We start from the raw sequence: 11,786 nt of genomic DNA, 5'->3' as shown, positions 1-11,786 counted from the left end.
GAGAGCGCCGGTGGCCTCGGCTGCCGGCGTCTCTCTCGGCGATATTGATTGTGCACAACCTAGTTGTGTACCATGCATCACATGGAACCGACGCAGCACATGGTCTGCTTCTCGCTCTACGCCGCGTCGCGCGCGACCACGAAGGCCTACGCCGCCCTGCTCGAGCCGCATGGGCTGACCTATCCGCAGTACCTCGTGCTCGTGCTGCTGTGGAACCGCGACGGGCGCAGCGTGAGCGACCTGGGCGAGGCGCTCGACCTCGACTCCGGCACCCTCTCGCCGCTGCTGCGCCGGATGACGCGCGACGGCCTGGTCGAGCGCGGCCGCGACAGCGTCGACGAGCGCGTCGTGACCGTGTCGCTCACCGCCCGCGGCCGCGAGCTGCGCACGGAGCTCGCCCACGTTCCCGCCTGCATCGCGCAGGGGATGGGCGTCACCGTCGACGGAGCCCGTCAGCTGATCGCCGCCCTCACCGAGCTGGCGGACGGCATGCGCGACACCGCCGCCGACCTGCGCTCCGCGCATCGCGCGACCGAGACCACCCCCGAAAGGAAATGAAGGAGGAGCACGCATGAGCGCTCTCTACACCGCCGAAGCACTCTCGACGGGCGCCGGCCGCAACGGGCACGTCCGCTCCACGGACGGCCGCGTCGACCTCGAGATGGCCATTCCGAAGGAGATGGGCGGCTCGGGCAACGGCTCAAACCCCGAGCAGCTCTTCGCCGCCGGCTACGCCGCCTGCTTCCACTCCGCCCTGCAGATGGTGGCGCGCTCCAAGAAGATCGACGTGACCGACTCGGCCGTCGGCGGCCAGGTGCAGATCCACCCCACGGATGCCGGCGGGTTCTCGCTCTCGGTCGTCCTCGAGGTCGTGCTGCCTGGCGTCGAGCGCGAGGTCGCCCAGGAGCTCGCGGACGCCGCGCACCAGGTGTGCCCGTACTCGAACGCGACCCGCGGCAACATCCCCGTCGAGATCACGGTCTCGGAGGACTGAGCCCGGCGTCCCCGCGTCGCGCGCTCAGATGCGCACGACGCGGGGACGGTGCCGCACCTCGCGGTGCCGCACCTCGCGGTGCAGCCGCTCCATCTTCGCGTCGAGCTCGGCCGCCGTCTCCGCGGCATCCTTCAGCTCCGCGGTCAGCTCCGCCGGCACGTTCGCGGCGAACTTGTAGTAGATCTTGTGCTCGAGGCTCGCCCAGAAGTCCATCGCAATGGTGCGGAACTGCACCTCGACGGGCACGGTGATGCGTCCGGTCGAGAGGAAGACGGGCACCTCCACGATCGCGTGCAGGCTCTTGTAGCCGTTGGGCTTGGGCTCGGCGATGTAATCCTTGACGGTCCGTACCTCGATGTCGTCCTGGGCCGTCAGCAGGTCGAACAGGCGGTAGGCGTCCTGCGTGAAGCTGCACGTGACGCGCACGCCGGCGATATCGGTGATGTGCTCGCGGATCGACGCGAACTCGGGCTCGACGCCCTTGCGCACGACCTTCTCGACGATGCCGTCGGGAGACTTCAGCCGGCTGGAGAGATGCTCGATCGGGTTGTAGTCGTGCAGCTGCTGGAACTCGTCCCGCAGGATCTGCAGCTTCGTCTCGATCTCCTGCATCCCGAACCGGTACTCCAGGAGGAACTGCTGGAACTCGTCTCGCAGGCTCCGCAGCTCCTGGGGTGAGAAGTTCTGCAGACCGTCGGTGATCGATAGCGGGGGCACGGAGCTGCCGGTCGTCATGGAACCGACGGTACCGAGGCGGCATCGGCGGCGGCTGTGAGGATCGACGGTCGATCGCGTGTCGGACCCCGGCGCTAGCATGAACCGTCCGGCCGACTCGCTCAAGGAGACCCATGCTCGGCAAGCTCCTGTTTCGCTACCTGCGCACCTATCGGTGGCTGCTCCTGGGCGTGCTGGTGTTCCAGTTCGGCTCGGCGATGGCCTCGCTCTACCTGCCTCGTCTGAACGCCGACATCATCGACAACGGCGTCGCGCGCGGCGATACCGCCTACATCTGGTCGCGCGGCGCGATCATGCTCGTCATCGCGCTCGGGCAGATCGTCGCCTCGGTCATCGCGACCCTCTGCGCCGCCCGCGCGGCCATGGCCGCGGGACGCGACATCCGACGCGACGTCTTCGAGAAGGTCAGCGGCTTCTCCGAACGCGAGGTCTCGAGGTTCGGCCCGGGCACGCTCATCACCCGCAACACCAACGACGTGCAGCAGGTGCAGATGCTCGCGATGATGGGCGCGACGATGCTGGTCACCGCGCCCATGCTCGCGATCGGCGGCGTCATCATGGCGCTCCAGCAGGATGTCGGGCTGAGCTGGCTCATCGGCGTCGCGGTGCCGCTCCTGCTCGTGGTCGCGGGGCTCATCATCGGTCGCATGGTGCCGCTGTTCCGGCAGTTCCAGACGCGGCTCGACAACGTCAACCGCATCATGCGCGAACAGCTCACCGGTGTCCGGGTCGTGCGGGCGTTCGTCCGCGAGCGCATCGAGGAGCAGCGCTTCCGCGGTGCGAACACCGACATCATGATCGTCGGTCGCAAGGTCGGATCCCTGTTCGTCCTGATGTTCCCGCTCGCCATGCTCGTGCTCAACGTCACGGTCGTCGGGGTCATCTGGTTCGGCGGCATCCAGGTCGATCAGGGCAACGTGCAGATCGGCACGCTGTTCGCGTTCATGCAGTACGTGGGCCAGATCCTCATGGGCGTGCTGATGGCGACGTTCATGACGATCATGATTCCGCGCGCCGCGGTCTCGGCCGACCGCATCGGCGAGGTGCTCTCCTCCCACGACGCTCTCGAGCGCCCCGCGTCACCGGTACGTGAGTTCCCCGAGCCCGGCGCCATCGCGTTCGACGACGTCTCGTTCACCTACCCGGGCGCCGATGCGCCGGTCCTCGAGGGAATCTCGTTCCGCGCGGCTCCGGGCGAGACGGTCGCGGTGGTGGGGTCGACCGGATCGGGCAAGACGACCCTGGTGTCGCTCATACCGCGTCTGTTCGACGTCACGGGTGGGGCGGTCACCGTCGCCGGCGTCGACGTGCGGCAGGCCGACCTCGACCTGCTGTGGAGAGGCATCGGCTATGTGCCGCAGCGCGCCTTCCTGTTCACCGGCACCGTCGCCTCCAATCTGCGGTTCGGCCGGGAGGACGCGAGCGACGAAGAGCTGTGGAAGGCCCTCGAGATCGCCCAGGGACGCGATTTCGTGGCCGAGATGGAGGGCGGGCTGGACGCCCGCATCGCGCAGGGAGGCACGAACGTCTCCGGCGGGCAGCGACAGCGACTCGCCATCGCACGCGCGATCGTGCGCCGCCCCGACATCCTGGTCTTCGACGACTCCTTCTCGGCGCTCGACCTCACCACCGACGCGCGCCTGCGCGAGGCGCTGTGGCGCGAGCTGCCCGAGGTCACCAAGATCGTCGTCGCACAGCGGATCTCCACCGTGACGGGTGCCGATCGCATCCTCGTGCTCGATGACGGGCGGATGGCGGGGCTCGGCACGCACGACGAACTGCTCGAGTCCAACGAGACGTATCGCGAGATCGTCGAATCGCAGCTGGGAGTGGACGCATGAGCGCCGACAACCTCACCGACGACGAGCGCACCGAGCTCGAGCTGGCCGAGCAGGCCCGCCAGAACTCGGGCAGCTGGGACAGTGTGGCACCGGGCAAGGCGGCGAAGTTCGGGCCGAGCTTCCTGCGGATGATCGGACTGCTCCGGCCCTACGCGGTCGTGTTCGCCCTCATGACGGTTCTCGGTGCGGTCGGCGTGGTTCTCGCCGTCCTCGCCCCGCGGGTGCTCGGCGACGCGACCAACCTCATCTTCGAGGGCGTCGTCTCCGCGAACCTCGGCTCGCAGTTCCCCGCGGGCACGAGCCAGGAGGACGTGGTCGCGGCCCTCAACGCGGCGGGTCAGACCGATATCGCCAACCTCGTCGGTGCGATGCAGAACTTCCAGGTCGGCGCCGGCGTCGACTTCGACCGGCTGAAGTGGGTCGTCGTCACCGTGCTCGCGATCTACGTCGGCTCGGCCGTGCTCACCTGGCTGCAGGGCTTCGTCATCAACATCATCATGGTGCGCACGATGTGGCGTCTGCGCGAGTCGGTCGAGGCGAAGATCAACCGGCTGCCGCTGTCGTACTTCGACCGGGTCCAGCGTGGTGAGCTGATCTCGCGGGTCACGAACGACATCGACAACATCACCCAGACGATGCAGCAGTCGCTCTCGACGGCCCTCACGAGCGTGCTGACGGTCGTCGGCGTGCTGTTCATGATGTTCTCGATCTCGTGGCAGCTCGCGCTCGTGGCGCTCGTGTCGCTGCCGCTCATGGCCGTGATCTTCGGCGTGATCGGACCACGCTCGCAGAAGGCGTTCGCCGTGCAGTGGCGCAAGGTCGGACGCCTCAACGCCCGCGTCGAGGAGTCGTTCTCCGGGCACGCGCTCGTCCGGGTGTACGGCCGCGAGCGCGATGCGCGCGAGAAGTTCGCGGCCGAGAACGACGAGCTGTTCGAGGCGGCGTTCAAGGCGCAGTTCCTGTCGGGCCTGATCATGCCGGGCATGACCTTCATCGGGAACCTCACGTACGTCGGCATCGCGGTGCTGGGCGGCCTGATGGTCGCCTCGGGGCAGCTGCGACTGGGCGACGTGCAGGCGTTCATCCAGTACTCGCAGCAGTTCACCCAGCCGCTGTCCGAGCTCGGCGGCATGGCCGCGGTCGTGCAGTCCGGCACCGCGTCGGCCGAGCGCGTGTTCGAGCTGCTCGACGAGGACGAGCAGGAGCCCGACGCCCCCGACGCCGAGCCGGTGCGCGGCGGTCGCGGCGTCATCGAGTTCGAGCATGTCCGCTTCGCCTACTCACCCGACAAGCCCCTCATCACCGACCTGACGTTCCGGGTCGAGCCGGGCCAGACGGTCGCGATCGTCGGACCGACCGGGGCCGGCAAGACCACGCTCGTGAACCTGCTCATGCGCTTCTACGAGCTCGACGGCGGCCGCATCCTGCTCGACGGTCAGGACATCTCCGAGCTGTCGCGCGACGACGTGCGCTCGCGCACGGGGATGGTGCTGCAAGACCCCTGGCTGTTCGCCGGAACCATCCGGGACAACATCCGCTACGGCCGCGAGAGCGCGACCGACGACGAGATCGTCGAGGCGGCGATCGCGACGCGCGTCGACCGCTTCGTGCATTCGCTGCCCGACGGGTACGACACCGTGCTCGACGAGGATGCCGCGAACGTCTCGGCCGGTGAGAAGCAGCTCATCACGATCGCGCGGGCCTTCGTGGCGCAGCCGGCCGTGCTCATCCTCGACGAGGCGACGAGCTCGGTCGACACCCGCACTGAGCTGCTGCTGCAGCAGGCGATGTCGGCGCTGCGCGAGGGCCGCACCTCGTTCGTCATCGCACACCGGCTCTCGACCATCCGCGACGCCGACCTCATCCTCGTGATGGAGCACGGCGACATCGTCGAGAAGGGCTCGCACGACGAGCTGATCGCCGCTCAGGGCGCCTACTGGCGCCTCTACCGATCGCAGTTCGAGCAGGCCGCGACCGAGCAGGCGGAGGCGGTCGCCGAGATCGGCGCGGCCGACGGCGGGACGGGCAGCCAGGTCGCGGCCGATCGGTAGTCTGAACGAGGCGGATCTGCGCCCGACGCGAGAGAAGGCAGAGTTGAGCGGTTCGACGCCTCCGGGCTGGTACGACGACGGTCACGGCTCACTGCGATGGTGGGACGGCTCGGGATGGACCGAGCACACGCACGCTCCCGTCGAGCCCGTGCCCGACCCCGAGCCCGAGCCCGAGCCCGAGCCCGAGCCGCAGCCTGAGCTCCAGGAGCCGCCGGCAGTGACGGCGGCGTCGATCACGGAGAGCCAGCAGGGCCTCGCGGCATCCGGAACCGCCTCGCCGACCGACACGCTGCCGCCCATCCCGCCCTCGCCCGGGGGCTATGCTCCGGTCTACCCCGGTGCCCACCCGACGACGGCGACGGCGGCGGTGACCGGCGCCGTGGGCGAGACCGTCACCCCGCCCGCTCGCCGATCGAAGCTCTGGATCGTCTTCGTCGCCCTCGGCGTCGTGCTCATCGGGCTCGTCGTCCTCGCGGCCGTGCTGATCCCGCGTTTCGTCGTCGGCATCCTCGACCCGAGCGGCGACCGCCCCGGTGCGAGCGCCGTGCAGGGCGCCGACCTCCGCGCGGCCGAAGACGTCGTCGACGCCTACGACGACGCCTGGGATGACATGGACTGCGCGGCGTACCAGGCGATCCTCACGCCCGAGTTCCTCGCGAGCGGTGGCCTGTCCGACTGCGCGGACTTCGCCCAGGCGGCACGCGAGTTCAACAACTCGGTCGAGGACTACGAAGTGAGCTTCATCTCCACGACCCGAGAGGGAGACACGATCTACGTCCAGACGGTCGAGACCTTCACGCAGACGGCGGATGCCGCCGGCGCGCCTCTCGACAATCCCGTGCCGGCCAGCTTCTCGGCGCTCTACACGCTCGTCCCGGGCGGTTCCGGTTGGCTCATCGACGATTACGTCGAGCAGTGATGGGGGAGCGGGGTGCGCGCCGGAGCGCGCGGTTCTACCTGGCCTGCGCCGGAGTCGGGCTCGCGGCCGGCCTCCTGTCGGGGCTGTTCGGCGTCGGCGGCGGAACGGTCATCGTCCCGCTCCTGGTGCTGCTGCTCGGGTTCGATCAGCGGCTGGCCGCCGGAACCTCTCTCGCCGCGATCGTCCCGACCGCCTCGGTCGGCGTCATCTCCTACGCCCTCACCGGATCGGTCGCCTGGATCCCGGCCATCATCCTCGCCGCGGGCGCCGTGATCGGCGCACAGATCGGAAGCTGGCTGCTGGCGAAGATCCCGCAGAACGCGCTGCGCTGGGGCTTCGTGGCGTTCCTCGTCGTGGTCATCGTGATGCTCTTCATCGTCGTTCCCTCCCGTGACGCGGTGCTGGAGCTGAGCTGGGGCGTCGGCATCGGGCTCGCCGGGCTGGGCCTGTTCACCGGCATCATGGCGGGCCTGCTCGGCGTGGGCGGCGGCGTCATCGTCGTGCCCGCGCTGATGTTCCTCTTCGGCACGAGCGATCTCATCGCGAAGGGCACCTCGCTCCTGATGATGATCCCGACGGCGATCTCGGGCACGGTGGGCAACGCCCGCCGGCGCAACGTCGACCTCCTGGCGGCCCTCGTCGTCGGACTCGCCGCCTGCACGACCACCGCGTTGGGCGCCTGGATCGCGACCCTGCTCAACCCGCTGACCGCCAACATCCTGTTCGCCGTCTTCCTCACCTTCATCGCCTCGCAGATGGCGGTGCGCGCCGTCAAGGCGCACCGCGCGGCGCGTGCGGCGAAGCGGGCTGCGCAGCCCGCAGAGGGCCGACGGTAGAATCGGACGGTGTCCGTGAACCCCGATCTGGTCGACCGCGCCTTCGCGCCGACCGCCCCGTACCTCGTGGGTCGCGAGAAGGTGCGCGAGTTCGCTCGCGCCGTCTTCGCGACCGATCCGCAGCACACCGACCCCGAAGCGGCGCGCGCGCTGGGCTACTCCGATGTGGTCGCGCCCCCGACCTTCGCCATGGTGATCCAGGACCTCACGCTGCAGCAGCTCCTGAGCGAGCCCGACTCGGGCATCGCCCTCGAGCGGACGGTGCACGCCGAGCAGCGCTTCCGTTACACGCGACCGATCGTGGCGGGCGATGAGCTCACCGCGCAGCTCACCGTCACCGGCATCCGCGCGTTCGGCAAGGGGGCGATGGTCACGAGCGAGGCGGACATCCGTGACGTCTCCGGTGATCACGTCGTGACCGCCGTCTCCGTGCTGCTGGTCGGGGGAGAGGACGCATGAGCGATCTCACTGTCGGAACCGTCGTCGCAGAGCGCACCGTCGAGCTGACCCGTGAGTCGCTCGTGCGCTATGCCGGCGCGTCGGGCGACTTCAACCCCATCCACTATCGTGACGACGTCGCCGCCCGCGTGGGCCTGCCCGGGGTGCTCGCCCACGGCATGCTGACGATGGGGCTGGCCGTCGAGACGATCGTCGAATGGCTCGGGGACAGCGGCCGCATCCTCGAATACGGCGTGCGCTTCACGCGGCCGGTCGTGGTCGACGCCGAGACCGGCGCGACTCTCACCGTCGTCGCGAAGGTCGGCGCGGTCGATGACGGCGTCGCGCGCATCGACCTGACCGTCAGCCACGACGGCACCGTCGTGCTCGGCAAGGCGCAGGTGCGCGTGCGCACCGCCGCGTGACCGTGGCCGAGATCGAACCGCGACCCCTCGCGGAGCTGACCACGCTGCGCGCGGGCGCCGTGCCCGACCGCATGGTCGAAGCACGTACCAGCGACGAGCTCGTCGCCACGATGCGCGAGCTGTGGGCGGCCGGTGAGCCCTGGCTCGTCGTCGGCGGCGGGTCGAACCTGCTCGTGGGCGACGAGCCGTTCGACGGCACCGTCGTCGCCGTCCGCACGACGGGTATCGAGGAGCTTCCCTCGCCGCATCCGGATCACGCGCGTCTGAAGGTTCAGGCCGGACACTCGTGGGACGACCTCGTGGAATACGCCGTCGCGGCCGGCCTCGGCGGGATCGCGGCGATGTCGGGCATCCCCGGAACCGCCGGGGCCGCACCGGTGCAGAACATCGGCGCCTACGGCCAGGAGGTCGTCCAGACCCTCGTCGAGGTCGAGCTGCTCGACGAGTCGACCGGCGAGGTCAGCGTCGTCCCGGCATCCGAATTGGGACTCGGCTTCCGCACCTCGGTCCTCAAGCATCATCACGGATCGGTCGCGGCGCGTTCGGCCGTCATCCTCTCGATCACCCTCGAGCTGGAGCGTGTCGGACACGGTGAGTTCGCGATCCGCGGGCCGCAGCTGCGCGGCGCGCTCGGGCTCGATCCCGAGGCGACGGTGTCGCTGCGGTGGGTGCGCGAAACCGTGCTGTCGGTGCGGGCCAGCAAGGGGATGGTGCTCGACGACGCCGACCCCGACACGTGGAGCGCCGGGTCGTTCTTCCAGAACGCCGTCGTCACCGCCGCCTTCGCCCGCACGCTGCCCGACGCCTGCCCGCGCTGGCCGGTGGCACCCGATCCCGTGACCGACCGGGTGATCCCGCTGAACGAGTACTACGGCGTCTCGCCGACGGGCGAGGTGGCGGAGCCGGATGTCAAGGTCAGCGCGGCCTGGCTCATCGAGCACGCGGGCATCGGCAAGGGCTTCTCACTGCCGGGTTCGCGTGCCGGCCTGTCGACCAAGCACGCCCTGGCGCTGACGAACCGCGGGGGAGCGACCGCTGAGGAGCTCGCCGCCCTCGCACGCTTCGTCCAGCAGCGCGTGCAGGCCGAGTTCGGCCTCATCCTGCAGCCCGAGCCCGTCCTCGTCGGCGTCGAGCTCTAAGCCCCCCGCCCCACCCGTCGAGTCGCCAGAGAATGCGGATGATCGGGTGCCGGCATCCGCAGTTCGTGGCGAGTCGACGGAGTGAGGTGCGTCACGGGGCGGGAAGGAGACGGCGGATGCGGCGCACGAGCGCGCCGGGATCGTCGAAGTCGCGCGCAGTCACGACGGTGACGCGGTAGCCCAGCGACTCGAGCTCGGCACGTCGTGACTGGTCGCGGCTCCACTGCGAGAGGTCGCGGTGATAATCGCCGTCGTACTCGAGGATGAGCCGGGCCTCGCGATACAGCAGGTCGACCCGCGCGACGAAGCGCCAGCCGTCGCGGATGACGACATTCGTCTCGGGCCGGGGGAGCCCGGCCCGTATCAGGAGCACCCGCAGTTCCGACTCGCGCGGCGATTCCGCACCGTCATCGAGCAGGGCCAGGGCCTCCGCGCGCCGGACTGCGCCCCGGCTGCGGCCCGCTCTCTCGTGAGCGAGGCCGAGCGCATCGATCGTCGTGCGCGGCCCACCGCGAGCGATGAGCGCGTCGCCCGCGGCCACGAGAGCGCCCAGCGACACCGACCCGGCGAGGTCGACCCACGTCCGCTCGACCGTCGTGAGGCGGATGCCGTCCACCTCGACGACGTCGTCCGGCTCCACGGCCAGCGCACGGCCGACCACTTCGGGACGCCTGACCCGGTTTGCCGGAAGGGCGACGGCGAGGTGCGGGCGGTCCGCCGCGGCGTCTCGGAGCGGTGCGGGTAGCGGCATCCGGTGCGCCGCGGCGGCGGTGGGTCCGCAGAAGAATGCATGCGGCGGAACCCGCTCGCGGATCAGCCTGAGCAGGTCGAGATGGTTCAGCGGCTCGCGGGCCCGCGCACCGTGGAGGGGCCGGGTCAGATCACGAGCCCGCAGGCGGCCGGCCGCGACGCCGTGCTCGCGCGCCGTCTCGGTGAGAAAGCCCGCGGGAAGCGCGTCGGGAAGCGGAGCGCGTCGCATCGCACCAGCATCCGTCTCCGAGGGCTCGCGCCGACGTTCCGCTGCCAGTCCCGGGGATATCTCGCCCCCTCAGCCCCCTGTGCAGGACCCCTGGCTCCGCCCCCCTGCCCGTCGAGTCGCCACAAACGGCGGATGCGGGCGTGCCCTGATCCGCGTTTCTTGGCGAGTCGACGGGGGAAAAAGGGGGGGTCAGGAGAAGAGGCGCTGGAGGCGCTGGATGCCTTCGAGCAGCTGGTCGTCGCCGAGCGCGTACGACAGGCGCAGGTAGCCCGACGGACCGAAGGCCTCGCCGGGTACGACGGCCACCTCGGCCTGCTCGAGGATCAGGTCGGCGAGCTCGAGGCTCGTGTTCGCCTCGACCCCGCCCCACGAGCGTCCGAGGAGTCCGGTGACGTCGGGGTAGACGTAGAACGCCCCGAGGGGGTTGGGGACCTCGACGCCGGGGATCTTCGCGAGCTCCTCGACGATCAGGCGGCGCCGACGGTCGAAGGCCAGGCGCATCTCCTCGGCCTCGGTCTGCGGGCCGGTGAGTGCGGCGAGGGCCGCGCGCTGCGCGACGTTGTTCACGTTCGAGCTGAGGTGCGACTGCAGGTTGCCGGCCAGCTTCATGGCGTCGGCGGGGCCGACCATCCAGCCCACGCGCCATCCGGTCATGGCGTAGGTCTTGGCGACACCATTGACCAGGATCGTCTGACCGGCGAGCTCGGGCACGGCCTCGACGATCGAGACCGCGCGGGCGCCTTCGTAGACGAGGTTCTGGTAGATCTCGTCGCTGATGACCCAGATGCCGTGCTCGAGCGCCCACCGGCCGATCGCCGCGGTCTCCTCGGGCGTGTACACCGAGCCGGTGGGGTTCGACGGCGAGACGAAGACGAGCACGGTGGTGCGCTCGGTGCGGGCAGCCTCGAGCTGCTCGACGGTGACCTTGTACTCCTGGTCTGCGCCGGCGAAGACCTCGACCGGGATGCCGTCGGCCAGGGCGATCGCTTCGGGATAGGTGGTCCAGTACGGCGCGGGCAGCAGCACCTCGTCACCCGGGTTCACGACCGTCTGGAAGGCCTGGTACACCGACTGCTTGCCGCCGTTGGTCACGATGACCTGCGAGGGCTGGACCTCGAGGCCCGAGTCGCGCAGCGTCTTGGCGGCGATCGCCTCGCGCAGCACGGGGAGGCCCGCGGCCGGGGTGTACCGGTAGTTGGCCGGGTCGGCGAGGGCGTGCTGAGCGGCCTCGACGATGAACTGCGGCGTCGAGAAGTCGGGCTCACCCGCCGCGTACGAGATGACCGGCCGGCCGGCGGCCTGCAGGGCCTTGGCCTTCGCGTCGACCTTGAGGGTCGCCGACTCGGCGATGGCGGAGAGCTTGCGGGACAGCGGTGCGCGTTCGGTCACCCTTCGAGAGTAGCGGCGTGGTCCACCGAATGGTGGACGG

12 protein-coding genes are annotated in these 11,786 nt (G+C 70.0%); 9 read left to right on the top strand and 3 right to left on the bottom strand.

From position 1 onward, the window contains the following. Positions 1–81 precede the first annotated feature (81 nt). The gene (locus CI089_RS14720; RefSeq protein ID WP_256978016.1) at positions 82–558 is read left to right on the top strand and encodes a MarR family winged helix-turn-helix transcriptional regulator; all 477 of its coding nucleotides are present in this window, start codon (positions 82–84) and stop codon (positions 556–558) included. A 13-nt stretch (positions 559–571) separates the two neighbouring features. Then, positions 572–994, top strand: a complete 423-nt coding sequence (locus CI089_RS14715; RefSeq protein ID WP_094262186.1) for an organic hydroperoxide resistance protein — start codon at positions 572–574, stop codon at positions 992–994. 24 nt (positions 995–1,018) lie between these two features. Here CI089_RS14715 and CI089_RS14710 read toward each other — a convergent pair whose 3' ends face one another. Beyond that, positions 1,019–1,729, bottom strand: a complete 711-nt coding sequence (locus CI089_RS14710) for a GTP pyrophosphokinase (protein ID WP_094262185.1) — start codon at positions 1,727–1,729, stop codon at positions 1,019–1,021. 113 nt (positions 1,730–1,842) lie between these two features. Between CI089_RS14710 and CI089_RS14705 the strand changes: the two genes are divergently transcribed. The 7 genes from CI089_RS14705 to CI089_RS14675 are packed head-to-tail and all read left to right on the top strand — an operon-like array spanning position 1,843 to position 9,378. Continuing rightward, positions 1,843–3,570: an ABC transporter ATP-binding protein gene (locus CI089_RS14705; protein ID WP_094262184.1), complete on the top strand. Its 1,728-nt coding sequence runs from the start codon at positions 1,843–1,845 to the stop codon at positions 3,568–3,570. Continuing rightward, the gene (locus CI089_RS14700) at positions 3,567–5,621 is read left to right on the top strand and encodes an ABC transporter ATP-binding protein (protein ID WP_094262183.1); all 2,055 of its coding nucleotides are present in this window, start codon (positions 3,567–3,569) and stop codon (positions 5,619–5,621) included. Before CI089_RS14705 ends, CI089_RS14700 begins: the two co-directional genes overlap by 4 nt. A 43-nt stretch (positions 5,622–5,664) precedes the next feature. Continuing rightward, positions 5,665–6,540 (top strand): DUF2510 domain-containing protein, encoded by an 876-nt coding sequence (locus CI089_RS16505; RefSeq protein WP_218823043.1) that lies wholly within the window; start codon positions 5,665–5,667, stop codon positions 6,538–6,540. Then, positions 6,540–7,376, top strand: coding sequence for a sulfite exporter TauE/SafE family protein (locus CI089_RS14690; protein WP_094262182.1), 837 nt, complete (start codon positions 6,540–6,542; stop codon positions 7,374–7,376). The genes CI089_RS16505 and CI089_RS14690 overlap by 1 nt, the downstream gene beginning before the upstream one ends. 9 nt (positions 7,377–7,385) lie before the next feature. Next, on the top strand, positions 7,386–7,835 hold the full coding sequence (locus CI089_RS14685) for an FAS1-like dehydratase domain-containing protein (RefSeq protein WP_094262181.1): 450 nt from the start codon (positions 7,386–7,388) through the stop codon (positions 7,833–7,835). After that, on the top strand, positions 7,832–8,239 hold the full coding sequence (locus tag CI089_RS14680) for a MaoC/PaaZ C-terminal domain-containing protein (protein ID WP_094262180.1): 408 nt from the start codon (positions 7,832–7,834) through the stop codon (positions 8,237–8,239). Before CI089_RS14685 ends, CI089_RS14680 begins: the two co-directional genes overlap by 4 nt. A 2-nt stretch (positions 8,240–8,241) precedes the next feature. Further along, positions 8,242–9,378, top strand: coding sequence for a UDP-N-acetylmuramate dehydrogenase (locus CI089_RS14675; RefSeq protein WP_094262519.1), 1,137 nt, complete (start codon positions 8,242–8,244; stop codon positions 9,376–9,378). Between the two features lie 91 nt (positions 9,379–9,469). Here CI089_RS14675 and CI089_RS14670 read toward each other — a convergent pair whose 3' ends face one another. Both CI089_RS14670 and CI089_RS14665 read right to left on the bottom strand, forming a co-directional pair. Beyond that, positions 9,470–10,357, bottom strand: coding sequence for an endonuclease domain-containing protein (locus CI089_RS14670; RefSeq protein ID WP_094262179.1), 888 nt, complete (start codon positions 10,355–10,357; stop codon positions 9,470–9,472). Positions 10,358–10,546: 189 nt separating this feature from the next. Continuing rightward, the gene (locus tag CI089_RS14665; RefSeq protein ID WP_094262178.1) at positions 10,547–11,746 is read right to left on the bottom strand and encodes a pyridoxal phosphate-dependent aminotransferase; all 1,200 of its coding nucleotides are present in this window, start codon (positions 11,744–11,746) and stop codon (positions 10,547–10,549) included. Positions 11,747–11,786: the final 40 nt, after the last annotated feature.

Source organism: Microbacterium sp. Yaish 1, assembly GCF_002245215.1.
Taxonomy (GTDB): Bacteria; Actinomycetota; Actinomycetes; order Actinomycetales; family Microbacteriaceae; genus Microbacterium.
The sequence above is the reverse complement of the archived record's forward strand: the minus strand, read 5'-3'. Positions and strand labels throughout refer to the sequence as shown.